Source organism: Streptomyces cinereoruber, from assembly GCF_009299385.1.
GTDB classification, from domain to species: domain Bacteria; phylum Actinomycetota; class Actinomycetes; order Streptomycetales; family Streptomycetaceae; genus Streptomyces; species Streptomyces bikiniensis.
In genome coordinates, this window is record NZ_CP023693.1 from 6,059,184 (window position 1) to 6,082,172 (window position 22,989).

Genomic DNA, 22,989 nt, shown 5'->3' on the forward strand with positions numbered 1-22,989 from the left:
GGGATTACGGGAGGTTGCGGGCCATGACGATGCGCTGGACCTGGTTGGTGCCTTCGTAGATCTGGGTGATCTTGGCGTCGCGCATCATGCGTTCGACGGGGTAGTCGCGGGTGTAGCCGTAGCCGCCCAGGAGCTGGACGGCGTCGGTGGTGACCTCCATGGCGACGTCGGAGGCGAAGCACTTGGCCGCCGCCCCGAAGAAGGTCAGGTCCCCGTCCACGCGCTCGGACTTGGCGGCGGCGGCGTAGGTGAGCTGGCGGGCGGCTTCGAGCTTCATGGCCATGTCGGCGAGCATGAACTGCACGCCCTGGAAGTCGGCGATCGGCTTGCCGAACTGCTTGCGCTCCTTGACGTAGCCCTTGGCGTAGTCCAGGGCGCCCTGGGCGATGCCGATGGCCTGCGCGGCGATGGTGATGCGGGTGTGGTCCAGGGTCTTCATGGCGGTGGCGAACCCGGTGCCCTCCGCGCCGATCATGCGGCTCGCGGGGATGCGGACGTTGTCGAGGTAGACCTCGCGGGTCGGGGAGCCCTTGATGCCCAGCTTCTTCTCCGGCGCGCCGAAGGAGACCCCCTCGTCGTCCTTGTCGACCACGAAGGCGGAGATGCCCTTGGAGCGCTTGTCGGGGTCGGTGACGGCCATCACCGTGTAGTACTGCGACACCCCGGCGTTCGTGATCCACCGCTTGACGCCGTTGAGGATCCAGAAGTCGCCGTCGCGCACCGCGCGGGTCTTCATCCCGGCCGCGTCCGAGCCGGCGTCCGGCTCGGAGAGGGCGTAGGAGAACATCGCGTCGCCCTTGGCCAGCGGGCCCAGGAACTTCGCCTTCAGCTCCTCCGAGCCGGACAGGACCACCGGCAGCGAGCCCAGCTTGTTCACCGCCGGGATCAGCGACGAGGACCCGCACACCCGGGCGACCTCCTCGATCACGATCACCGTCGCCAGCGCGTCCGCCCCCGCACCCCCATAGGACTCGGGCACGTGCACCGCGTGCAGGTCATTGGCGACCAGCGCGTCCAGGGCCTCCTGCGGGAACCGCCCCTCCTCGTCCACCTCCGCCGCGAACGGCGCGATCTTCGCCTCCGCCAGCGCACGCACCGACTCCCGGAGCATGTCGTGCTCCTCCGAAGGACGGTACAGATCGAAGTCCTTGCCCATGATGTGGAGCTCCCCTAGACGCTTGTGGCACTGAGTACCCTCAGCAAAGCACACTCAGTGCCACAAACGCCAGGGCGCCCCGACGCGTCGTGCGTCGGGGCGCCCTGGCGGGGCGGTCGGTTGTGTGCGCGGGCGCTTCCGGTTCTACGCGCGGGCGCTTTCCGTCAGGTTCTCCTCGTGGCGAAGCCGATTCGCGTCGTATTCGACGGCCAGTTGCCGCGCGCGGCTCTCGGTCATTTCCAGGCGGATCAGCACGGCCGGAGTACATATGGTCGGCATGACATGCCGGAGCAGCACCAGAACGCGGTGGGTCAGGTCATTCCGGTCGCACAGGATCTGGGACATCGTCTGGATTCCGGCGAAAGCCCCCGAGAAGAGCTCGGCCGTGTCCGTCACGTTCACGTGGACGAGGAGTTCTCCCTGCGCCTTCGCCGCCATCAGGACCTCCGACACCTGGTCGATCCAGGCCCGGAACGGAGCGGCCCGGTCGATTCCCATGGCGCCGCTGTCCAGTGCCAGCGCGACGCTCGCCCGCACCAGCGGGTCGCACTGCAGCCGATGGGCGAGGAGAAAGCCCTGGTCGACGAGTTCCTGCAGCTTGACGGGCTGCGGCGTGAGCGGTTCGTCGAGCATCTGGGCCGCCAGCACGCCGAGGGCCAGATCCTCCTTGGAGGCGAAGTGGAAATACAGGGCCCCCTTGGTCAATCCGGCGCGCACCAGGATCTCCCCGATGGTCGTCCGTTCGTAGCCACGCTCGGCAAAAACGGCGGCGGCCGACTCCAGAATCACCCGCCGGGTCCGAATTGCACGCGCTTGCTGCGCCAAGGCGCCTCCCGCTGTCTCGCTGTCTGTGCTCACCTTGTGACATGAAGCATTGAAAAGAAAACCGCGCTCTCAGTACCCTACGCCGGGCGGCTTTGACGTCCGGGGTGTGCAGGGGAAGTGCGAGGGGGAACCATGGAACAGCACCACCGAGAAGTGACGGCACCCGTTCCGGGGGAGTTCGTCCACCGGCACGACCCGGCCGACATCCTCCCCACGGGCTGGACGCGGTCCCAGGAGAACCGCTACTCCGTCTCCGCCCGCTGGCCCGCCTCGCATCCCTTCTTCTCCCCGGCGGCAGAGGGCCGGCACGACCCGGTCCTGGTGGCCGAGACGATGCGTCAGGCCACCATGCTCGTGGCTCACGCCGGGTTCGGGGTACCCGTGGACGATCAGTTCGTCATGTGGGACCTGTATTACACCGCCGACCCCGAGCGGCTCTTCCTCGACGGTTCCTCCCCGGAGATCACCGCCGACCTCTTCTTCCCCGAGTACAACGGACGTCCGGGCCGGGTGCGGAGCCTGCGCGTGGACATCGTCCTGACCCGGGACGGACACCGGCTCTCGACCGGTGGCGGAACGATTCGCTGCACCTCCGCACCGGCGTACCGCAGGATGCGCGGCGAGCGCATGGCCGCCCTGGACCGCCCGGTCCCCCTGATACCGGCGGTCGCCCCCCACCTGGTCGGCCGCGAGGACGCCAAGGACGTCGTCCTGGGCCCCGGCGACCGCCCCGACCGGTGGCGGCTGCGGGTCAACACCGCCCACCCCACGCTCTTCCGCCGCCCGAACGACCACGTCCCCGGGATGGTCCTGCTCGAAGCGGCCCGCCAGGCCGCGATGCTGGCGACCGGCAGCACCGGATACCTCCCCACCGCCGTGGACCTCTCCTTCTCGCGCTACGCCGAACTCGACACCCCCTGCTGGATCGAGGCCGAGGTGGTGACCGCCCCCGGCGACCCGGCGACCACCGTCCGCGTCACCGGACAGCAGGAGGACCTGCCCGTCTTCGTCTGCACGCTCTCCTCCCCGCCCCGGGAACCGGCGGTGGCCGGCCCCGCCGCCGGTTCCCGGCCGGCCCGCTGAACGGCCGGAGGACGACGATGGCTCCCCGCATCCTGATCACCGGCGCGTCCGGATTCGTCGGCGCCCGGGTGGCGGCCGCCGCCGCGACCGCGCCGGAACCCACGCACGTACGGCTCCTCGCCCGGGGCCCGCTCGCCCCGCCGGCCGCCGGGGCGCACGGCGCCCCACCCGTGGAGACCGTCGGGGGCGACCTGCGGGACCCCGAGTCCCTGCGCCGGGCCTGCGAGGGGATCGACGTACTGATCCACTGCGCCTCCGCGATCGGCGGGGACGAGGAGACGGCCCGCGCCGTCAACGACGAGGGCACCCGGTCCCTGGTCGACGCGGCCGTACGCGCCGGGGCGACCAGGATCGTCGCCCTGGGCACGGCCTCCGTCCACGGCCGCGGCCCCTTCCGCGCCGCCGCCCCCGGCACCCTGCCGATCGCCCCGGTCTCGGCCACCAGCCGCACCCGCGCGGCGGGCGACCGGCACGTCATGGAGGCCGGCGGGACCGTCCTGCGCCCCCACCTCGTGTACGGGACCGGGGACCGGCAGCTGATCCCCGGCCTGGTCAAGCTCCTCGGCGCACTGCCCGGCCCGCTCGACGGCGGCACCTCGCTGCACTCCCTGGTCGAGGTGGGCACCCTGGCCCGGGTCCTGCTCGCCGCCGCCCTCTCACCGGACACCGAGGCCGGCCCGTACCACGTCAACCACCCCGAGCCGGTGCCCGCCGGGGAACTGCTCGCGGTGGGCGAGGAGTTGCTCTCCCACCGGGCCGGACCGCGCCGGGGGCCGGGCCTCGACATCGCGGAGGCGCGCGCCCTCCTGGCGGCCCACCCCTTCGCCGTCCACCACCTCGACATGCTCGCCGTCGACCACTGGTTCTCCGACGACCGGCCCTGGAAGGAACCGGGCCGGGACCCGGGCCCCGGCTTCGCCGAGGGGGTCGTGGATCATCTGGAGTGGTACCGGGACGCGCTCGCCCCGGCGGCCGGACCCCGGACCTCCTGACCGGCGGCGCCGCTCCCCGAACCGAACCACCCGCACCGCACCCCCGACCCGAACGACCCGGACGACCCGAGAGAAGGCACCACCGACATGTCCGCGCTGGCCGGCAGGACCGCGATCGTCACCGGAGCGAGCCGAGGCATCGGAAGAGGCATCGCCGACCGTCTCGCCCGGGACGGCGCCCTGGTCGCCGTGCACTACGGCAGCGACGAGGAGGCCGCCCGCGAGACGGTGGCGACCGTCGAGAAGAACGGCGGCCGGGCCTTCGCGTTCCGCGCCGACCTGGCGGCGCCGGACGCCGTCGACGCGTTCTACGCCGCCCTGGACGCCGGCCTCGCGGAGCTGGGCGAGGGGCCCGGCTTCGACATCCTCGTCAACAACGCGGGCGCGAGCGGCTCCGGCCGCATCCACCAGCTCACCCCCGAGACCTTCGACCGGCTGTTCACGATCAACGTGAAGGCCCCGCTCTTCCTCGTCCAGCGGGGCCTGGACCGGCTGCGCGACGGCGGCCGGATCGTCAACATCTCCTCGGCGACGACGAAGCACGCCTTCCCCGACTCCGTCACGTACGCGATGACCAAGGGGGCCGTCGACACGATGACGCTCGCCCTCGCCAAGGAGCTGGGGCCCCGGGGGATCACGGTCAACGCCGTAGCCCCCGGCTTCATCGCGACGGACATGAACGCGCGGCGCCGGGCGACGCCCGAGGCGCACGCCGCCCTCGCCGCGCTCTCGGTCTTCAACCGGCTCGGGACGCCCGCCGACGTGGCGGACGTGGTCGCCTTCCTCGTCTCCGACGACGCCCGCTGGATCACCGGCCAGTACGTGGACGTGACGGGCGGCACCGCGCTCTGAGACCCCCTCGCGCACCCCTCCTCCGGGCGGTGCCCGGTCGATAAAGTGGGGGCACGATGACACGTTTCCGCGAGAGCGTCCGGTCCCTGCTGCGCGAGCAGGTGCTCGACGCCGCCTACCGCCTCGTCGCCGCCGAGGGCTGGAGCGGGCTGCGCATGACCTCCATCGCGCGGGCCGCCGGCATCAGCCGCCAGACCCTCTACAACGAGTTCGGGGCGAAGGAGGCCATCGGGAACGCCCTGGTCCAGCGCGAGCTGGAGGGCTTCCTGATCGGCATCGAGCGCGAACTCGACGCGCACCGCGGCGCGTTGGAGGAAGCGGCGGCCGCCGGAGTCGGCTACACGCTCCAGCAGACCGTGGACAACCCCCTCATCAAGAGCGTCCTGGTCGCGGCGCGGGGCGGCGAGGACGACCTCCTCGCCTACCTCACCACCCGCACGGAGCCGGTCTTCGGCACGGCGATGGCGATGCTCGACGCGTACGCGATCGAGGCCTGGCCCGACGTGGACGACGCGTCGCGCGGCCTCGCCGTCGAGACGGTCGTGCGGCTCACCGTCAGCCACATCGTCCAGCCGGTGGCCCCGCCCGCGGAGACGGCGGCGCGCATCGCCAGGATCACGGCGAGGATCGCGTACCCGGGCGGCGCCTGAGTCGCACCCCGTCTCCGGGCCGGACGTACGAAGCCAGGGCCGTACGCGCGACTTCCGGGCCGGACGCACGACGAGGTCCGGTGCCGAACACGGGGGATCTTCGGCACCGGACCTCTGTTGAATATTCTACGAGATCCCGGGGAGTGCTCCGCGCACGCCCCGCCCGCCGACGGGCGAACCGCGGCCCGACGGGGTACACCTCCCCTGAGACGCGGATGCGGCCGGACCCGGCCGGGACACCCCTCGCCCGCGTCCCCGACGCCGAGGAGGAGGCCGCCGTGGAAGGCAGGAGCAAAGGGTTCGTGCAGTCCTTCAACCGTCTCGGGGGATACGGCTTCGTCGTCCCCGTCGGCTCCCGGGAGCAGGTCTGGTTCAGCGCGGAGGACATCGAGGACGAGAGCCGGACCGTCTCGGAGGGCCAGCAGGTCTCCTTCGTCCTGGTCCTCGGGGACGGCCGCTTCGAGGCCAAGGAGCTGCGCCTCTGACGCCCGCCACCGCCCCGGGGCGCGCCTCCGGGGCGGTGGTACTGTGCCGGGGCCAGTCGCACCTTTGCACGCACCCGAACGGGTGGGTGTACGGGTCAGGGAATCCGGTGCGAGACCGGAACTGACGCGCAGCGGTGAGGGCGACGGGCGGAGCATCGGCCACTGGGCGGCGACGACGGCCCGGGAAGGCGCCCCGTCCGGACGACCCCGAGTCCGAAGACCTGCTGGCGGCCCCGGCGGCACGCGCGCGCCCGGGGAGCACCGTACGACAGGCTCCGCGCATGAGCCCTGGCCGCAGAGGAAGTCCCGTGCCGCTCGCACAACCCGTCCGCTCCGCCGTGCTGTTCCTCACCGGAGCCCTGCTCCTGACCGCGACCGGCTGCGGAGCGGAGACGACCCCCGCACCCGACCGGCCCGCGGGCGGTGCCGCCGGGAAGGCGAAGGCCGGATACCCGGTCACCCTCGACGACAACTGCGGACGGCCCGTCCGCGTCGAGCGCGCGCCGGAGCGGGCCGTCGCCCTCGACCAGGGCGCGGCGGAGATCATGCTCTCCCTCGGCCTCGCCGACCGCATGGTGGGCACCGGCACCTGGACGGACCCCGTCCTCAAGGGCCTGGAGAAGGAGAACGCCAAGGTCCCGCGCCTCGCCGACCGCTACCCCTCCTTCGAGAAGGTCCTCGACACCGAACCCGACTTCGCCGCCGCCTCCTTCACGTACACCCTCGGCAAGGGCGGCGTGGCGGCCCGCGAGCGGTTCGAGGAACTCGGCGTCCCCACGTACCTCTCGCCCACCGACTGCGTCGGCAAGGACAACAGCGGCGACGGCGACGGCGTCCGCGTCCGGCCGCTCACCATGGAGACGGTCTACGGCGAGATCCGCGACCTGGCCCGGATCTTCGGGGTCCGGGAGCGCGGCGAGAAGCTCGTCGCCGAGCTCAAGGCCCGCGTGACGAAGGCGACTTCGGGCGGAAGCTTCGAGGACGCCACGGTCCTCTACTGGTTCGCCAACTCCGAAGCGCCCTACATGGCGGGCTGCTGCGGCGCCCCCGGCATAGTCTCCCGCGAACTCGGCGCGAAGAACGTCTTCGACGACACCAAGGAGGAGTGGCCCCAGATCAACTGGGAGACCGTCGCCGACCGCGACCCCGACGTCCTCGTCATCGGTGACCTCACCCGCCGCTCGCAGTCGGCCGAGAGCGCCGCCAAGAAGATCGAGTTCCTGGAGTCCGACCCGGTCACCCGCAGCATGACGGCGGTGAGGAACAAGCGGTACGTGCTGCTCAGCGGCCAGGCGCTCAACCCCACGATCCGCACCGTCGAGGCCGTCGAGAAGGTGGCGGCCGCCCTCCGCTCGTACGGCCTCGCCAAGTGACGCCCACCGCCCCTCCGGCCGCCGCCTCGGTACGGAAGGGAGCCGCGGCCCTGCTGGGGACGGTGGCCGGGCTCGCGCTCCTGGCCGCGTCGGTCGCCGCGGCGATCACCATCGGCCCGGCCCGCATCGGCGTCGCCGACGTGTGGGCGACGGTCGCCGCCCACCTCGGCGGGGGCGTCTCGGACCTCTCCCCGATCCGCGACGGGATCGTGTGGGACCTGCGGCTTCCCCGCACCCTCCTCGCCGCCGTCTGCGGCGCCGGACTCGCCCTCTGCGGCGCGGTGATGCAGTCGCTGCTGCGCAACCCGCTCGCCGACCCCTTCGTCCTGGGCGTCTCCTCCGGCGCCTCGACCGGCGCGGTCGCGGTCGTCGTCCTCGGGGTCGGCGGGGGAGTCCTCTCCGTCACCGGCGGCGCGTTCCTCGGCGCGGTCTGCTCCTTCGCGCTGGTGCTGCTGCTCAGCCACACCCTCGGCGGCTCCACGGACCGCGTGGTCCTCTCCGGCGTCGCCGCCATGCAGCTCTTCTCCGCCCTCACCTCCTTCGTCGTGATGACGGCCGCCGACGCGGAGACCACCCGGGGCGTCCTCTTCTGGCTGCTCGGCTCGCTCGCCGGGGCCGGCTGGACCGACGTGTGGGTCTGCCTCGGCGTCCTCGCGGCGGCCCTGACCACCTGCCTCGGGTACGCGCGGACCCTGGACGCGTTCGCCTTCGGCGAGGAGGCCGCCGCCTCCCTCGGCGTCGCCGTCGCCCGGACCCGGATCGTCCTCCTGTGCGTCACCGCACTCCTGACGGCCGCCCTGGTCTCCGCCGCCGGGGCCGTCGGCTTCGTCGGGCTCGTCCTGCCGCACGCCGCCCGCGCGCTCGTGGGCCCCGGCCACGCCCGGCTCCTGCCGGTCACCGCCCTGGCCGGAGCGGTCTTCCTCGTCTGGGCCGACACCCTCGCCCGTACCGTCCTCGACCCCCAGGAGGTCCCGGTGGGCGTGGTCACCTCGCTGATCGGCGTACCGGCCTTCGTCCTGGTCCTCTACCGCACGAGGAGCACGCGATGATCCCGACGGCCCCCGGGACGGAAGGCCTGCGCGCCGACCGGGTCTCGCGCACCGCCGGCGGCACCCTCGTCCTCGACGGCGTCAGCGTCGCCCCGGTCCCCGGCACCGTCACCGGTCTCCTCGGCCCCAACGGCTCCGGCAAGTCCACGCTCCTGCGCCTGCTCGCCGGCGTCCTCGCCCCCGACTCCGGGACCGTCACCCTCGACGGCGACCCGCTCGCCGGACTCGGCCGCAGGACCGTCGCCCGGCGCCTCGCCACGGTCGAGCAGCAGTCCGACACGCAGACCGACCTGACCGTCCTCGACGTCGTGCGGCTCGGCCGCGTCCCGCACCGCAGGGCCTGGACCCCGCCCTCGGCGGCGGACGAGGCCGCCGTCCGCTCCGCCCTCGCCCGCACCGGGCTCGCCGACCGGGCCCGCCAGCCCTGGCGGACCCTCTCCGGCGGCGAGCGCCAGCGCGTCCAGATCGCCCGCGCCCTCGCCCAGGAGCCGCGCGAACTCCTCCTCGACGAGCCCACCAACCACCTCGACGTCCAGCACCAGCTGGACCTCATGGAGCTGGTCTCCGGCCTGCGCCTCACGGCCGTCGTCGCCCTGCACGACCTGAACCTCGCGGCCGTGTACTGCGAGCGGCTCGTGGTCCTCTCCGGCGGACGCGTCGTGGCCGCCGGCACGCCGGACGAGGTGCTCACCGAGGAGCTGATCGCGGACGTCTACCGGGTCCGGGCCGCCGTGACGCACCCGGACCCCGGCGGCCGCCCCCACGTCCGCTTCCTGGGGACGGCCGGACCGTCCTACTCCCCTTCGCCCGGCTCCGGCGCCAGCGCGTCCATGAAGGAGCTGACCGAGAACACCGCGCGCCCGGGACCGGCCGGACCGTAGCCGGGAGGGGCGGTCAGGTTGTTCTCCCTGAGCGTCTCCGTGTACGCCTCCAGGAGCCGCAGGTGGTACTCCAGCGGGGCGCCGTCCGGGTTCTCGCGGCCCAGCGGCGTCGTCGGCTCCGGGCACCAGGTGGTGAACCGGGGCGTGATCCCGCGCGACATGAAGAACCGCAGCCCCTCCCGCGTGGAGGCGATCGCCTCGTCCACGGTCAGGAAGCCCGTCGGGCGCGCCATCTCGACCCCGGCGACGAAGTTCGGGATGACGTTGCGCGGCCCGAAGACCTCCGCCGAGTCCAGGATGCGGCGGTGCCACTCGTCCCGGCCGATGTAGCGCTCCTTGCCGGGGCAGTACAGCTCGAACAGGCGCCGGTCCCACACCTCGTAGTTCGGGTGGTAGATCCGGATCCCGTAGTCGTGGAACCGCTGCACGTCCTCCTTGGGCAGGGCCTGCGCGACGACCTTGCCGATCCAGCGGCCCGGGAAGCGCTCCTCGATGGCCTGCGCGTACTGCCCGTAGAAGTCGGCCTCGTCCTTCCCGCCGACCTTCGAGGTGACGGCCCCGCCGGTCAGGGTGTACGCCGTCGACGCGCGGGCCGTGTCGTGCCGGTCGATGATCTCCAGCGCCTCCAGGACCTCGTCCACCGGCTTCACCCCGGTGTACGGGCGGCCCGCCGCCTTGTGCTGGCGCCAGTTGTGGTTGATGTCGCAGTACTGGCACTCTTCCTTGGCGCCGAAGTACTGGCACACCCGGAAGACCGTCAGATAGATCAGGTAGCCCCACTGGATCGTCGGCGCCACCTCCATCACGGACTTGCCGTTCGACAGCGGGTGCCGGTAGTACTCCGGCATCGGCGGCAGGCCGACGTCCGCGATCCGCGCCCCGTCCAGGAACAGGGCGAGCGCCCCGTCGGCGTCCGGCGCGACCCGGTACGGCGAGGACGGGTTCACCCGCACCGACACCACCGTGCGGCGCAGCCCGTACGGGCCGCCGGTCAGCACGATCTCCTCCGGCGGGCGGTTCAGGGCCGCCTCCCCGAGCTCCGGCAGCGTCCGGTGGTCGAAGGAGAAGATGAAGTACGACTTCGGCTTCACCTCACCCCCTTCGTTGCCGGACAGGGCGGAGGGGTCGAAGGCGACCCCGCCGCGCAGCAGGTCCTCCTTGAGCACGGCCTCCCGGGGAATCCCCGGGAAGCGCTCCATGAGGGACTCCACGACGGACGTGCGGGTGGGTGCGACGCTGGACACAGACGGATCTCCGGAGGTGAGGGGCTTGGCTTGTTCTTTGTCTTCGGCGGTCTGCGGCTGAGGAGGACGAACCCGTGAAGGCGTCGAGCCGTTCTATGGTCCCGCGGAGTTCGCGGGCTCCGCGAGGAGACATCGCTCGGAGCACGCCGTCGAGCAGGGCACGGCCTTCGAGGGGGTCGCCGCAGCAGTACCGGTGCACGTCGCCGAACTCGTCGTCGTGCCGGAGCTCGCGCTCGGGACGGTGGACGTAGTCCTTCCACATGCGCAGTGCCGCGCTGGTGTCTCCCGGCTGGAGGTGGTTTCGCGTGCGTTCAAGGCGAACGATTTCGGACAGCGCTCGCGGTGAGAGGCGGTCGACGGCCGGCCATGAGCGCCGTGAGTGCTGCTGGTCCGGGATTCCGGCCCGGATGCGCCCTGGCCGTCTACGCGGCATGGACCTTTCGGTTGGTCGTCATGCCGTACATGGTGCCACGAGCTCGGACGGTGCCTCGAACGGGTTCGCTCACCCGGGTGTTCGCCGGACGCGGGGGGCCGCCTTCGTCCGATCATGTGCTCCGACCGAGGAACACGCGCGACCACGACGAAGGCCGTGAGGGCGAGTCCGCTGCACCACGACGTCCGGCGGGAAGCGTTCGCGGACGGTGCCGGCCGGGCTGTCGTTGCCGCGGTTCGAGGACGGGCGTCCGGTGCCGGGGCCCGCGGCGGGAGCGGACGGGCGGAACGCCTCGCGCGAGCGGTTCCGGGCGGGCCGACGGCACTGCGTCTGGCACATGTTCCTGGCGCATACCCCCCAAGCGATCGGCATTACCGCTGTGGTCGCGACGCCTATTAGAGTCGACGCCGAACGCGCTCCACAAATGTATTCCGCATGAACCAGTGCGGAGTGCTCGGCGAATCTCCAGCCGATGTTCCGGTGATATTCAGGTGAGGTTCACCGACGACTCCACGAGAGGAGCAAGGCGGCAATGCCCGTTTCCACCCCCCAGAGCCTGCGAGAAATGCAGGAACTGCTCGTCGACTGGGTGAGCGAATTCCTCGAGACCGATGTCTCCCTGGAGGACAACTTCCTGGACCTGGGCGGTCACTCACTTCTCGCCATGAACCTCAACGTACGTGTGCAGCAGCGCTTCGGGCACGAGCTCGACGTGAAGACCCTCTTCGAGCGGCCGCTCGGCGACGCCGTCGGGGAACTGCACGAGCGGGTGGCCGCGCAGCAGGCCGCCTGACCCGTCCACCACACCGTCCCAACCAGATCCTGGAGTAGTCGTGGGTGACCACACGTCGAATTTCCGGCTGACCCCTGAAGAGCTCGCGCAGTTCGAGGAGCAGGGTTTCATCGGACCGATCAAGGTATACGAACCCGACGAGATGGAGAAGCGCTGGAACGAGATACGCCGGGCCATTCCCGACCGATCGCGGGCCATTTACCCGGAGGACTCGCTGGGGGCGGTCACCAACCTCTCGAACTACGACCGGCACCTCGACATCGACCTGCTCAGCGAGCACATCATGCAGCGGGCCATCGTCGAGCGCGTGGCCTCCATCCTCGGCCCCGACCTGCTCTGCTGGCGCACCGAGTTCTTCCCCAAGTACCAGGGTGACGAGGGGACGGACTGGCACCAGGCGGCGACGTTCGCCCACTCCAGCGGCCGTCCGCAGATCCAGTGGCCCTCGGAGAACGACGCACCCGCCTTCGGCGGCACCATCACCGCCTGGACCGCGTTCACCCACTCCACCAGGGAGAACGGCTGCCTGCAGCTCATGCCGGGTACGCACCGAGTGATGAACTACGACGAGTCCCGCGGCATGTCCTACAACCCGGAAACGATCAACAAGCGGGAGAAGGAGAGCGTCAAGCGCGGTTTCTTCGGCTACGACTACCGCGAGCTGCAGAAGGACCCCGACTGGCGGCCCGACGAGTCGAAGGCGTTCTCCCTCGTCATGCAGCCGGGCGAGTGCGTCATCTTCTGGTCGACCCTCATGCACGGTTCCCTGCCGCACACCGGCAGCAAGAAGGACTACCGCATGGGGTTCGCCACCCGGTACGTACCGACCCAGGTCAAGGTGTACCCGGACCTGGACGACGTCTCCGAGTACGGCGGCACGATCCCGCTGGAGGACTACGCGGCCGTCCTGGTCGCCGGCCGGGACGAGTACGGGATCAACAAGCTGACCGACCGCAGCCGGCGCGGTCACCGGTTCACCCCGTGGGACTTCCGGCAGACCGTCGGGAGCTGACGCCGGCGCCGCTCCCCGGCCCGCCCGGCCGTCGGCCGGACACCGGGCCCAGGGCCGGGGCACGCGGCGACCCCCGGCCGTGAAAGGGCGGCGGGGCAGGAGACTGCCCCGCCGCCCTCCCCGCCGCCGACCCCCACCGGTCCGTCGCACCGCCCCGGCCCCTCCCCCCTTCCGGAAGGAGCACCCATGGCTGTGCTCGCCCTGCTCCACCACGCCGGCGGTTCGGCGGCCGTGTTCCGCCGACTCACCCGTCTGCTGCCCGGCCACGTCGAACCGCTGGCGGCCGAACTCCCCGGCCGCGGCCGCCGCTGGCGCGAGCCCGCCGTACACACCGCGCAGGAGGCGGTGGACGACCTGACCGACCTGCTGGCCCGGAACGTCGGCGCCGACGAGGAGCTGTCGATCCTCGGTCACAGCATGGGCGCCTACCTCGGGCTCGGCGTGGCGGCGGCCCTCGAACGGCGCGCCGGGCCGCGGTGCCAGGTGCTCTTCGCCTCCGCCAACCTCGCGCCGCGCCTCGCCGCTCCGCTCTTCGCCGAGGACGAGGCTCCCGCGTCCGACGAGGAGGTGCTCCGGCGCGCGGCGCGGTTCGGCGCGCTGGACGCCCGCTTGCTGCGCGACCCGCACATCGCCGCCCGCGCGGTGTCCGTGCTGCGGGCCGACTTCGCCGTCTGCGACTCCTTCGTCCGCACCATGGCCAGGACGGTCACCGAGAGCCGCGTCGTCGTCTGCCGCGGCCGGGAGGACGTCTTCGGCGACGAGCACACCGACCAGTGGCAGTGGAACAGCACGCAACCGCTCTCCACCCGCACGTTTCCCGGCGGCCACCTCTACCTGGAGTCGGCCGGCGCCGAGCCGCTCGCGGCGACGATCGCGGCGGCCCTGACCGAACCGGCCCAGTCCCGCACCTGATCCCTCCAGGGAGCTTCCATGATCGAGACCACGGCACGCCGTCCCGCCGGAGGGACGGCCCCGCTCGCCCACGAACTGTTCGAGGCGGCACGCGCCCGTCACCCCGACCTGCCCGCGGTCGTCTGGGGGGAGAGGTCGCTCGGCTACGAGGAGCTGGGGCGCGAATCGGACCGGCTGGCCCGCGCGCTGCTCGCGGCCGGCGTCGCCGGAGAGCCGGTCGGGGTGTTCTTCGAGCGAGGCTTCGCCATCACCGTCGCCGTGCTCGGCGTCCTCAAGGCCGGCTGCGCCTACGTGCCGCTGGATCCCGCCTACCCGGACGAGCGGCTCACCGCCATGGTGCGCGACAGCGGCGCCCGGGTCCTGCTGGCCGACAAGGCGTCGGCCGACCGCCTCGCGCTGCCCGACGGCGTCCGCGTCACGGTGCTCGACGACCTGCTGTCCGCCGCGGCGTACGAACAGGCCCCGCCGGACGGGCCGGGGCGGCCGCCGGCGGTCGGGCCCGACGCGCTGGCCTACGTCATCTACACCTCGGGGTCGACCGGGACGCCGAAGGGCGTGGCCATGCCACACGGTCCGCTGGCCAACCTCGTCGACTGGCAGTGCCGGGTCTCCCCGGCCGGCCGGGGAGACCGCACCCTGCAGTTCTCCGCGCTCAGCTTCGACGTCTCCTTCCAGGAGCTGTTCAGCACCTGGGCCTCCGGCGGGACCCTGGTGGTGGTGGACGACGCCACGCGGCGCAGCTGCCGCGCCCTGATCGAGCTGATGGACCGCGCCTCGGTGCGGCGGGTGTTCCTGCCCTTCGTCGCCCTCCAGGCGGTGGCCGAGCACGCCGCCGCGACCGGCGCCTGGCCGGCCAGCCTCCGCGAGGTCGTCACCGCCGGCGAGCAGCTCCAGGTGACCCCCGCCGTGCGGGCCCTGTTCCACGCCCTGGGCGACGGCGCGGTGCTCGTCAACCAGTACGGCCCGTCCGAGACCCACGTGGTCACCTCGCTGGAACTCCGCGGGGACCCGGACGCCTGGCCGGACCAGCCCAGCATCGGACGGCCCATCGACAACGCCGAGGCGTACGTCCTCGACGAACACCTGCGCCCCCGGCCACCCGGCACGGCCGGCGAGCTGTGCATCGGCGGCCCGGTGCTCGCCCGGGGCTACCTGGGCAGGCCCGAGGCGACCGCGGCGCGCTTCCGCACGGTCCCCGGGGTGGCCGGCGGCGGTCGCCTCTACCGCACCGGCGACCTGGTCGAGGTCCTGCCGGACGGGGACATCAGGTTCCTCGGACGGCTCGACGACCAGGTGAAGATCCGGGGCCACCGCGTGGAGCCCGGCGAGGTGGAGGCCCACCTGCGCAGGCTCCCCGAAGTGGCCGATGCCGCCGTGGTGGTGCGCCGGGGAGCGGCGGGGGCCGGCCAACTGGCCGCCTACTGCGTACCGTCGCACGGCGCGGAGGTGACGCCGTCCGCGATCCGGCGGAGCCTGGCGGCCCGACTGCCCGACCACATGGTCCCCACGACGATCCGGAGCCTGCCCGCGCTGCCGCTCACCCCGAGCGGCAAGGTCGACCGCAAGGCGCTGGCGAACCGGTCCTGACGCGTCCCGCCGCCCGGCCGGCGGTCCCCCACCGCCGGCGCGGCCGGTTCCCCGACACCGGACGCGCCCACCCCAGCCAGGAGGAGAAGAGTGTCGACACAACACGTGGCCGCCAGCGCGGGGGAGGCCGGCGGCGTCGCCGGGATCGTCCTCGTGGACCTCGCCCTGGTGCTGTTCACCGCCTTCCTGTTCGCGGCCCTCGCCAAGCGGGTCAGACAGCCCGCCGTGATGGGGGAGATCGTCGCCGGCGTGGCGCTGGGCCCCAGCCTGCTCGGGCTGCTGCCCGGCGACCTGCCCCGGCTGCTCTTTCCGCCCGAGGTCCGTCCCTACCTGGACGCGCTGGCCCAACTGGGCCTGGTGCTCTTCATGTTCGGCGTCGGCTACCAGCTCAGCCTGTCGCACGTGCGCGGCGTCGGCCGGCACATCGCTGTGGTCTCGTTCGCCTCGGTGGCCCTGCCGTTCGCCATGGGCGCCGGACTGGCGCTGCTGCTGTACCCGTGGCTGGACCAGAGCCAGCTCGCAACGGGCGGCGCCCTCGGACCCGCGCTGTTCCTGGGCGCCGCGATGTCCATCACCGCCTTCCCGGTGCTCGCCCGGATCATCACCGAACGGGGCCTGCAGAAGCAGCGCGTGGGCACGGTGGCCCTGGTGAGCGCCGCGATCCAGGACGTCGTCGCCTGGAGCGTGCTCGCCGCCGTCGTCGCGGTCGTCACGGTCAGCGGGCCCTGGTCGTTCGCCCTCACCGCGGGCGGCGCGGTCCTCTTCGTCCTCGTCCTGGTCTGGCTCGTGCGCCCGGCCCTGGTCTGGCTGCTGGCCCCGCGACGGCGCTGGGCCGGCAGCGGCGCGACCGTCCACGTGGTGCTCTGCTCCGGCCTGCTGACCAGCGCCTGGATCACCGACGAGCTGGGGCTGCACGCGGTGTTCGGTGCCTTCCTGTTCGGCGCCGTCGTGCCCCGCCACCGCATCGACGCGATCGCCCCCGAGGCGCCGGAGCGCATCGAGCAGACCAGCCTGCTCCTCCTGCCGGTCTTCTTCGCCGTGACCGGGCTCACCGTCGACCTGGCAGGACTGGGTACGCAGGGCCTGGTCATGGTCCTCGCCGTGGTGGCGGTGGCCTGCGTCGGCAAGTTCGTCGGCGCGGCGGGCGCCGCCCGCCTCACCGGGGCCGGCCGGCGCGAGTCCACCGTCCTGGGCGTCCTGCTCAACGCCCGCGGGCTGACCGAGTTGATCGTCCTCAACGTCGGGCTCGGCCTGGGTGCCCTGGACGACCGGCTGTTCACCGTCATGGTCGTGATGGCCCTGGTCACCACGGTGATGACCGGACCGCTGCTGACCCGGTTGCGGTTCGAGGCCGAACCGGCCCCACCGGCGGCCCGGCAACCGAAGGAGCCCGTGGGGAAGGGGGCGGCCCGATGACGACGGCCACCAGCGGCCCGACGACGGGCGCCCCCGGACAGACCCCCACCGGACCCTTCGCGCCGCCCTCGCCCGGCCTGCCGCTGCGGGGCCGCGAGCACGAGACGGCCCGCGCGCTGCGGGCCCTGCGCTTCGTGGCCGGCGGCGGCAGCGCCCTGGTGGCCGTCGAGGGGCCGTCCGGCTCCGGCAAGACGCGGTTCCTGGACGAGTGCGTGGCTCTCGCCCGGCGGCTCGGGTACCCGGTCTGCCACCGCTCGCCGCTCCTGGCCGCCACGGACGCGCCCGCCACCGGGACCGCCGGCGGGCCCGCGCTGGTCGTCCTGGACGACGTGCACCTCCTGGGGGAGGAGGTCGGCGACGCGCTGCTCGCCCGGTGCCGGCCCCGGTACGGCGGCTCCGTCGCCTGGCTGGTCGCCCGCCGCACCGGGGCGGGGCCCGGCCGCCTCGACGCGCTGCTGGCCGGCTCGGCCGGGCACACCGAGCGGATCACCCTGGACGCGCTGCGCGCCCCCGCCTCCCTCCAGGTCGCCGCCGACATCCTGGGCGCCCCCGCGTCCGCCCCGCTGGCCCGGGTCCTGGACGGGGCGGGCGGACACCCGGGGCTGCTGGTGGAGCTGGTGCGGGGGATGCGGGAGGAGCACCTCGTGCGGGTGGAGGGGCATCAGGCCCTGCTGGTGGAGGAACGCATCCCGCAGCGGGTGCGGGAACTGCTGCACGGCATGCTCCGCGACCAGCCGGGCGAGTACCGGCAGCTGCTGCGGGTGGCGGCCGTCCTGGGCCGGGAGACCACCGTCGACGACCTCCTGCCGGTCCTGCGGGTGCCGCCGTCGGCCCTGCTGCTCCTGCTCGACCGGGCGGCCTCCACCGGGATGCTGGCCGTCGGCGACACACGGGTTCGCTTCCCCAACGAGCTGCTGCGGCAGGTGGTCGCCGACTCGGTGCCCGCCCCGCTGCGGCACGCGCTGCGCCGGCAGGCGGCCGCCGCGCGGTCGGCGGACGGCCCGGCGGCCCCGCCGGCCGGGCCGCGACCGACGGAGCCGCCGGACCTCAACGGCCAGGAGCACCTGATCGTGCGGATGATCGCCGAGGGGCTGACCAACAAGCAGATCGCCCGGCGGCTGGACATCTCCCCGCACACCGTCAACTACCACCTGAAGAAGCTGTTCCGGAAGGCGGGCGTGAACTCCCGCATCGCCCTGCTGCGCGAGACCGGCTGGCACGAGCGGCCCGGCGGATCAGCCGAGGGGGGGCCGCTCGTCCGCCCAGGGCAGGGCCCGTTCGAAGGCGGCGGCCACGGCCAGTAGCCGCGCCTCCCCGCCGGGTGCGCCGACCATCTGGATGCCGACCGGCAGCCCGTCCGGGGTCCGCCCGGCCGGGAGCGAGACCGCGGGCTGGCCGGTGATGTTGAAGGGGTAGGTGAAGGCCAGCCAGTCGGCGTACTCCCGCCACCGCTCGACGAAGCCGGGACCCTGCGGAGCAGTCCCCAGCGGCGGCGGGAGCACCGTCAGGGTGGGCGTGAGCAGGACGTCGTGGTGCTCCCAGAAGCGGACCACCTCAGCCGCCCGGCCCTGGGCCGCCGCGACGGCCCCGCAGTAGTCGGCGGCGCCGAGCCGCTCGCCGTACCGGGCGGTGTCGAGCGTGGTCGACTCCAGCTCCGCCAGCCGCTGCGGCGGCACCCCGCGCACCATGGCGGCCGTGTTCGCCGCCATCACCGTCAGCAGCGGGTCCAGCAGCCCGCCGAGGTCGGGCGCGGCCTCCACCATCTCGGCGCCGGTGGCCGCGAACGCCCCCACCGCCCGCTCGAACACCGCCAGCACCTCCGGCGCCACCGCACCGTGCGGCGGGACGGCGGTGTACGCCACGCGCGGGCGCCCGGCCGGCTGCCCGCAGGCGGCCAGGAACGAACCGGACGGCGCGGGCAGCCCGTACGGCTCCCCGGGCACCGGGCCCGCCAGCACGTCGAGCATCAGGGCGGCGTCGGCCACGGTCCGGGCCACCGGGCCGTTGACGACGTAGCCCGCCCACTGCTCCTGGGTGCTCGGGGCCCACGGCACGCGCCCGCGGCTGGGCTTGAGCCCCACGACGCCGCAGGCGGAGGCCGGGGCCCGGACCGAGCCGGCGCCGTCGGCCGCCAGCGCCAGCGGCCCGATGCCGGCCGCCACGGCGGCGGCGGCCCCGCCGCTGGAGCCCGCCGGGCCGTGCTCGGTGTTCCACGGGTTGCGGGTGGCTCCGAACGCCCGGTTGTCCGTGGTGATCCTCAGCCCGAACTCCGGCATGTTGGTGCCGCCGACCAGGATGCCGCCGGCCCGCCGGAGCCGGGCGACCGCCTCGCTGTCGAAGCCGGGCCGGTAGCCGGTGAACGGCAGCGATCCGTAGGCGACGGGCAGATCCGTCGACTCGTTGACGTCCTTGACGGTGAACGGCACGCCGTGCAGCGGGCCACGCCGCTCCGGCGGCAGCGCGTCGGCGGTCCGCGCGTCCGCGAGCGCGCCCTCCGCCCGTACCGAGATCACCGCGTTCAGCAGCGGGTTCACCTTCTCCAGCCGGGTCAGGACCGCTTCGGTGATCTCGACGGCGGAGGACCGCCCGTCGCGGACCAGCCCGCGCAGTTCGACGGCGGACGTGAAGGCCGTCGGCCCGTCCGTCGTGTGGGTCGGTGCGTCGTCCATGGTCGGTCGTTCTCCCCTGGGGTGTGGGGCCGGCTGTCAGCCGGCCGTTCGGACGAGGTCGAGGACGATCTCCACGCAGCGGTCGGCGAGCCGTGCCGCGCGTTCCCCGGAGACCAGCCCCTCCGCGTAGGTGAAGTTCCACGCCAACTGGTGGTGACTGGAGTTGACGGCGGCCACGAAGGTGCCCACCACCGACAGGCCCGCCACGAACTGGGCGCCGGACACCCGCCACGGGCCGATCGAGTCCGGGAACGGGAACCGGCCGACGTTGGAGACGCAGAAGTTGATCGGCCCCTTCTCGTCCAGGTGCCGCACGAACGGCATGCTGTCGGCCACGGTCCGCGGCCCGGAGTCGCCGACCAGGCGGATCATGGAGAACTGCTCGCCCCGGGCCTTGCGGGCCCTGAGGTCCGCGCTGACCGCCAGGGCCGTCTCCCACAGCGGGTGGTCGGCGGCGTGCTCGACCAGGGAGGGAACGGTCGCCACGTAGCTGCCCACGTCGTCCGGGGCCACCGGCGGCACCAGGTCGCCGCGGAAGTCGACCGGGGAGCCGATCGAGTACCACGTGCCGTCGGCGGCCCCGGCGTCCTCGGCGACCGCCCGCACCATGGCGGCCGCCAGCACGCCGTGGACGGTCGCCCCGCGGGCCCGGCCGGCCGCCGCGAGGCCGTCCAGCGCCGCTGTGTCCAGTGCCCGGTGCAGGAACCGGGTGCGGCGCCGTTCGAAGGGCACCGGCCGGTCGGCGTCGATCCGGCGCGGGGCCAGCCGGCGCAGGTCGTCCTCGTCCCGGCGGGCCTTCTCCCGGGCCAGGTCCAGCCCGGCCGGGCCGCGGTGCCCGGCCGGGAACAGGTCCTCGGCCGGGGCCAGCACGGCCCGCGGCGCGACCGGGAGCCCGGCCGCCAGCTCCGCCCACTGCCTCACCAGCGAGAGCACCGTGGTGCCGTCGGCGACGACGTGCAGCAGCGAGAGGACCAGGTCGTGCGTCTCGCCGTCCGGTCCGGCGCCGCTCAGCACGGTGGCCCGGGCGAGCGGGCCGGTGCGCCAGTCGATGCGCTCGTCGACGAGTTCCTCGTCGACGAGCCGCGCCCACGCCCCGTCGGCGGCGTCCGGGGCGCCGGACACGCGGTGCTCCAGCGGGACGGGCCGGTCGTGCAGCGGTGTGAACCGCGGCCGCCGGCCGGCCTCGTCCGCCTCGATCGCCACCCGCAGCAGCGGGTGGCGGGCCTGGAGCCCGTCCAGGGCCGCGCGCAGCGTGCCCGGGGCCACCGGCCCGTGCAGCCGCACTCGCCCCAGGACGTTGAGCGGTGCTATCTGGTCGGCTATCCAGTACCAGCGTTCCAGCGGGCTCAGCTCCCGCGACGCCGTCCGGACGGAGGTGGGGATCGTGGTCACGTGCGCTCCCAGCGGTCAGTCGACGGGTGAGGCGGCCAGCGGCCGGAACATGCCCGCGCTCGCCCGGGTCTCCGGAGTGCTCTGCCAGGGCGGGTTGGTGCCGAAGGCGAGCAGGACCTCCTCGCCGTCGGCCCGGAAGGCGACCGGGTCGCCCTTCTCCACCCACACCAGCTCGTGCGGGCCGGCGGTCACCGAACCGCCCTCGAAGTCCACGGCGAACCGCCCGGACAGCACGACGATGAACTCGTCGTAGCTGGGCACCCACTCCATGACGTCGCCCGGGTGCAGCCGGGCGAAGCCGGCGCCCATCGACTTGGGCACCCCGTCGTCGGCCAGGTCCCCGATGTAGATCCGGGTGTCGGCGAACTGCTGCCACTTCGCCCTCTTGGTGTCGTACGTGTACGCGGCCACGGCCGTCTCCTCTCTGCGGTCTCCGCGTCACACGAGCGGAGAGATCTGCTCCTCGACGCCCAGCAGGGCCTTGCCGTACATCTCCTTGATCATCTGCGGCTGCAGGATGGCGTGCCGGGCGCCCACGGCCGAGTCCCGCCAGATCCGCTGCAGCGGACTGGCCTCGGCGAAGCCGCCCGCACCGTGCGCGGTCAGCAGGGTGTCGACGGCCTCGGTGACGTAACCGATCGCGGCGCTCAGGTCCGCCCTGGCCCGCAGCCGCCCCAGGGCGTCCAGCGCCCGGCCGCGGGCCGCCGCGTCGATGTCGTCGACCGCGCGGCGCAGGTGAAGCTCCGCGGAGTCGATCCGCACCGCGGCCTCCGCCACCCGCAGCTGGAAGGCCGCCGAGTCGCGCTGCTTGTCGAAGAAGGTGAAGGTGAACGCCTTGGCGGCGGCCTGGTCGCGGACCAGGTCCAGGGCCGCCCGGCCCAGCCCCAGCTGGGGGGCCGCCAGCGGGGCGCCGGTGAGGAACTGCGTGAACGCCGAGCGGGCCAGGGCGCTGCCGGACCGCTGGACGGGGTAGTCGCCCGCCATCGCCTTCGGCACCGACAGGACCCGGTGCTCCGGGACGAACACCTCCTCGGCGGCCACGCAGTTGCTGCCGGTGGCGCGCATGCCGGCCACGTGCCAGGTGTCCTCGACGGTGTAGTCGGCGGCGGGCAGGAGCGCCATGCCGTGGTCGACCGTCTCGCCGGTCACGTCCGGGACCGGGAAGCCGATCAGGGCCCAGTCGGCGTGCCAGGCGCCGGAGGCGTAGTGCCAGCGGCCCGAGACCCGGAAGCCGCCCTCCACCTTCCGGGCGGTGGCGCTGGGCGTGAGCACGCCGGAGATCCTCGCCTCCGGGTCGGCCCCGAAGAGCTCGTCCTGGGCCTGCTCGGGGAACAGGCTGACGACCCACGCCACCGAGTTGCAGACCGACACCACCCAGGCGCTGCTCCCGTCGCCCTCGGCGAGGATCGCGGACACGTCGGCCAGGGTGCGCACGGACGCCTCGTGGCCGCCGTACCGCCGGGGCACGGCCAGCTTGAACAGGCCTGCGGCCGCCAGGGACTTGACCGTCTCCTCGGGCAGCCGGCGGTCGCGCTCGCCCTGCTCGGCGTTGCGGGCGAGCAGCGGCACCAGCCCGCGGGCGCCCCGCAGCAGTGCGGAGTGCTCCGGAGGGACGCCGGTCCGGTCGGGTGTGGTGGTGGTCATGGTCTCTCCGTCTCAGCGGGCGAACGCCGCGATCTGGTCGGTGATGGACGGGGGTGCGTGGTGGGGGAGGGCGCAGTGCGTGCCGAACGCCCGGCGGCCGTAGACGAGCGGTGCGGCGGACGGCGCGAGGGCGACCCGGGTCACCCCGCCGAGGACCAGGACGTGGTCCCCGCCGTCGACCAGGCGTTCGGTGCGGCACACCAGCCAGCCCGGCGCGTGGCGCAGTCGCGGCAGTCCGTCGTCCGCCTCCCACCCGGCCGCGGCGAACCGGTCGGCTGCCGGGGAGGCGAACACCGCCGCCAGGCCGGCCTGGCCGGCGCCGAGCAGGTTGACGCCGAACCGCCCGGTCCGCCGGACGACGGCCAGCAGGCGCGAACGCCGGTCCAGCCCGATGGTCACCATCGGGGGCCGCAGGGACAGCGAGGTGAGCGAACCGACCGTGGTGCCGTGGGGCAGGCCGTCCGCCAGCGCCGTGACCACCGCCACCGACGTGCACACCTCGGCCATGAAGTCCTTGAAGTCCCGCTCCGCAACCATGTCC

At 73.4% G+C, this 22,989-nt stretch carries 22 protein-coding genes and 1 riboswitch; of the genes, 14 read left to right on the forward strand and 8 right to left on the reverse strand.

Annotated elements, in window-relative coordinates; genetic code table 11:
• Positions 1 to 4 precede the first annotated feature (4 nt).
• Complete coding sequence (locus tag CP977_RS27340) at positions 5 to 1,156, reverse strand: acyl-CoA dehydrogenase family protein (RefSeq protein ID WP_109184328.1); 1,152 nt, start codon at positions 1,154 to 1,156, stop codon at positions 5 to 7.
• Between the two features lie 144 nt (positions 1,157 to 1,300).
• A complete protein-coding gene (locus tag CP977_RS27345; RefSeq protein ID WP_062751590.1) occupies positions 1,301 to 1,981 on the reverse strand; it encodes a ScbR family autoregulator-binding transcription factor in 681 nt (226 codons plus the stop codon).
• Positions 1,982 to 2,113: 132 nt separating this feature from the next.
• Here CP977_RS27345 and CP977_RS27350 point away from each other — a divergent pair, with 132 nt between their 5' ends.
• The 8 genes from CP977_RS27350 (at position 2,114) to CP977_RS27385 (ending at position 9,346) form a co-directional block, all read left to right on the forward strand.
• Positions 2,114 to 3,064: a ScbA/BarX family gamma-butyrolactone biosynthesis protein gene (locus tag CP977_RS27350; protein ID WP_152370985.1), complete on the forward strand. Its 951-nt coding sequence runs from the start codon at positions 2,114 to 2,116 to the stop codon at positions 3,062 to 3,064.
• 17 nt (positions 3,065 to 3,081) lie between these two features.
• Positions 3,082 to 4,056 (forward strand): NAD-dependent epimerase/dehydratase family protein, encoded by a 975-nt coding sequence (locus CP977_RS27355; protein ID WP_152370986.1) that lies wholly within the window; start codon positions 3,082 to 3,084, stop codon positions 4,054 to 4,056.
• Between the two features lie 87 nt (positions 4,057 to 4,143).
• A complete protein-coding gene (locus CP977_RS27360; RefSeq protein ID WP_062751587.1) occupies positions 4,144 to 4,908 on the forward strand; it encodes a glucose 1-dehydrogenase in 765 nt (254 codons plus the stop codon).
• 56 nt (positions 4,909 to 4,964) lie between these two features.
• Positions 4,965 to 5,558 (forward strand): TetR/AcrR family transcriptional regulator, encoded by a 594-nt coding sequence (locus CP977_RS27365; RefSeq protein WP_109184331.1) that lies wholly within the window; start codon positions 4,965 to 4,967, stop codon positions 5,556 to 5,558.
• Between the two features lie 278 nt (positions 5,559 to 5,836).
• A complete protein-coding gene (locus CP977_RS27370; RefSeq protein WP_062756777.1) occupies positions 5,837 to 6,043 on the forward strand; it encodes a cold-shock protein in 207 nt (68 codons plus the stop codon).
• Positions 6,044 to 6,079: 36 nt separating this feature from the next.
• Positions 6,080 to 6,286: riboswitch (cobalamin riboswitch) on the forward strand.
• Positions 6,287 to 6,324: 38 nt separating this feature from the next.
• Complete coding sequence (locus CP977_RS27375; protein ID WP_062751585.1) at positions 6,325 to 7,416, forward strand: ABC transporter substrate-binding protein; 1,092 nt, start codon at positions 6,325 to 6,327, stop codon at positions 7,414 to 7,416.
• A gap of 50 nt (positions 7,417 to 7,466) precedes the next feature.
• Positions 7,467 to 8,465 carry a FecCD family ABC transporter permease gene (locus tag CP977_RS27380; RefSeq protein ID WP_208421320.1) on the forward strand — a complete coding sequence of 333 codons (999 nt, stop codon included), beginning with the start codon at positions 7,467 to 7,469 and terminating at the stop codon, positions 8,463 to 8,465.
• Entirely contained in the window at positions 8,462 to 9,346 is an 885-nt protein-coding gene (locus CP977_RS27385; protein ID WP_079130966.1) for an ABC transporter ATP-binding protein, read from the forward strand. The genes CP977_RS27380 and CP977_RS27385 overlap by 4 nt, the downstream gene beginning before the upstream one ends.
• On the opposite strand, the gene CP977_RS27390 is transcribed toward CP977_RS27385, so the two are convergent.
• Positions 9,259 to 10,545, reverse strand: a complete 1,287-nt coding sequence (locus tag CP977_RS27390; RefSeq protein WP_109184332.1) for a radical SAM protein — start codon at positions 10,543 to 10,545, stop codon at positions 9,259 to 9,261. The two genes, CP977_RS27385 and CP977_RS27390, sit on opposite strands and share 88 nt — an antisense overlap.
• 1,010 nt (positions 10,546 to 11,555) lie before the next feature.
• On the opposite strand from CP977_RS27390, the gene CP977_RS27400 reads away from it, so the two are divergent.
• The 6 genes from CP977_RS27400 (at position 11,556) to CP977_RS27425 (ending at position 18,047) form a co-directional block, all read left to right on the forward strand.
• Positions 11,556 to 11,816 (forward strand): acyl carrier protein, encoded by a 261-nt coding sequence (locus CP977_RS27400; RefSeq protein ID WP_063915144.1) that lies wholly within the window; start codon positions 11,556 to 11,558, stop codon positions 11,814 to 11,816.
• Positions 11,817 to 11,856: 40 nt separating this feature from the next.
• A complete protein-coding gene (locus CP977_RS27405; protein ID WP_062751583.1) occupies positions 11,857 to 12,828 on the forward strand; it encodes a chlorinating enzyme in 972 nt (323 codons plus the stop codon).
• Positions 12,829 to 13,014: 186 nt separating this feature from the next.
• Positions 13,015 to 13,740 (forward strand): thioesterase II family protein, encoded by a 726-nt coding sequence (locus CP977_RS27410; RefSeq protein WP_079130965.1) that lies wholly within the window; start codon positions 13,015 to 13,017, stop codon positions 13,738 to 13,740.
• 18 nt (positions 13,741 to 13,758) lie between these two features.
• Positions 13,759 to 15,327: an amino acid adenylation domain-containing protein gene (locus CP977_RS27415; protein ID WP_109184333.1), complete on the forward strand. Its 1,569-nt coding sequence runs from the start codon at positions 13,759 to 13,761 to the stop codon at positions 15,325 to 15,327.
• Between the two features lie 90 nt (positions 15,328 to 15,417).
• On the forward strand, positions 15,418 to 16,743 hold the full coding sequence (locus CP977_RS27420) for a cation:proton antiporter (protein WP_152370988.1): 1,326 nt from the start codon (positions 15,418 to 15,420) through the stop codon (positions 16,741 to 16,743).
• Positions 16,740 to 18,047, forward strand: a complete 1,308-nt coding sequence (locus tag CP977_RS27425) for a helix-turn-helix transcriptional regulator (RefSeq protein WP_062751579.1) — start codon at positions 16,740 to 16,742, stop codon at positions 18,045 to 18,047. The genes CP977_RS27420 and CP977_RS27425 overlap by 4 nt, the downstream gene beginning before the upstream one ends.
• On the opposite strand, the gene CP977_RS27430 is transcribed toward CP977_RS27425, so the two are convergent.
• Genes CP977_RS27430 through CP977_RS27450 form a run of 5 tightly spaced genes read right to left on the reverse strand, consistent with a single transcriptional unit; the run spans position 17,979 to position 22,985 of the window.
• Complete coding sequence (locus tag CP977_RS27430; protein WP_152370989.1) at positions 17,979 to 19,412, reverse strand: amidase; 1,434 nt, start codon at positions 19,410 to 19,412, stop codon at positions 17,979 to 17,981. The genes CP977_RS27425 and CP977_RS27430 overlap by 69 nt on opposite strands.
• A gap of 36 nt (positions 19,413 to 19,448) precedes the next feature.
• Entirely contained in the window at positions 19,449 to 20,804 is a 1,356-nt protein-coding gene (locus CP977_RS27435; protein WP_167308970.1) for a phthiocerol/phthiodiolone dimycocerosyl transferase family protein, read from the reverse strand.
• Between the two features lie 15 nt (positions 20,805 to 20,819).
• A complete protein-coding gene (locus CP977_RS27440; RefSeq protein ID WP_062751577.1) occupies positions 20,820 to 21,215 on the reverse strand; it encodes a hypothetical protein in 396 nt (131 codons plus the stop codon).
• 27 nt (positions 21,216 to 21,242) lie between these two features.
• Positions 21,243 to 22,448, reverse strand: coding sequence for an acyl-CoA dehydrogenase family protein (locus CP977_RS27445; RefSeq protein WP_062751576.1), 1,206 nt, complete (start codon positions 22,446 to 22,448; stop codon positions 21,243 to 21,245).
• Between the two features lie 12 nt (positions 22,449 to 22,460).
• A complete protein-coding gene (locus tag CP977_RS27450; protein WP_229991793.1) occupies positions 22,461 to 22,985 on the reverse strand; it encodes a flavin reductase family protein in 525 nt (174 codons plus the stop codon).
• Positions 22,986 to 22,989: the final 4 nt, after the last annotated feature.

What these genes read in the sequence shown, in the direction of transcription:
- CP977_RS27340 (WP_109184328.1), bottom strand. Translation starts at nt 1,156, where the DNA reads ATGGGCAAGGACTTCGATCTGTACCGTCCTTCGGAGGAGCACGACATG.
- CP977_RS27350 (WP_152370985.1), top strand. Translation starts at nt 2,114, where the DNA reads ATGGAACAGCACCACCGAGAAGTGACGGCACCCGTTCCGGGGGAGTTC.
- CP977_RS27355 (WP_152370986.1), top strand. Translation starts at nt 3,082, where the DNA reads ATGGCTCCCCGCATCCTGATCACCGGCGCGTCCGGATTCGTCGGCGCC.
- CP977_RS27360 (WP_062751587.1), top strand. Translation starts at nt 4,144, where the DNA reads ATGTCCGCGCTGGCCGGCAGGACCGCGATCGTCACCGGAGCGAGCCGA.
- CP977_RS27365 (WP_109184331.1), top strand. Translation starts at nt 4,965, where the DNA reads ATGACACGTTTCCGCGAGAGCGTCCGGTCCCTGCTGCGCGAGCAGGTG.
- CP977_RS27375 (WP_062751585.1), top strand. Translation starts at nt 6,325, where the DNA reads ATGAGCCCTGGCCGCAGAGGAAGTCCCGTGCCGCTCGCACAACCCGTC.
- CP977_RS27385 (WP_079130966.1), top strand. Translation starts at nt 8,462, where the DNA reads ATGATCCCGACGGCCCCCGGGACGGAAGGCCTGCGCGCCGACCGGGTC.
- CP977_RS27390 (WP_109184332.1), bottom strand. Translation starts at nt 10,545, where the DNA reads ATGGAGCGCTTCCCGGGGATTCCCCGGGAGGCCGTGCTCAAGGAGGAC.
- CP977_RS27400 (WP_063915144.1), top strand. Translation starts at nt 11,556, where the DNA reads ATGCCCGTTTCCACCCCCCAGAGCCTGCGAGAAATGCAGGAACTGCTC.
- CP977_RS27410 (WP_079130965.1), top strand. Translation starts at nt 13,015, where the DNA reads ATGGCTGTGCTCGCCCTGCTCCACCACGCCGGCGGTTCGGCGGCCGTG.
- CP977_RS27415 (WP_109184333.1), top strand. Translation starts at nt 13,759, where the DNA reads ATGATCGAGACCACGGCACGCCGTCCCGCCGGAGGGACGGCCCCGCTC.
- CP977_RS27425 (WP_062751579.1), top strand. Translation starts at nt 16,740, where the DNA reads ATGACGACGGCCACCAGCGGCCCGACGACGGGCGCCCCCGGACAGACC.
- CP977_RS27430 (WP_152370989.1), bottom strand. Translation starts at nt 19,412, where the DNA reads ATGGACGACGCACCGACCCACACGACGGACGGGCCGACGGCCTTCACG.
- CP977_RS27445 (WP_062751576.1), bottom strand. Translation starts at nt 22,448, where the DNA reads ATGACCACCACCACACCCGACCGGACCGGCGTCCCTCCGGAGCACTCC.
- CP977_RS27450 (WP_229991793.1), bottom strand. Translation starts at nt 22,985, where the DNA reads ATGGTTGCGGAGCGGGACTTCAAGGACTTCATGGCCGAGGTGTGCACG.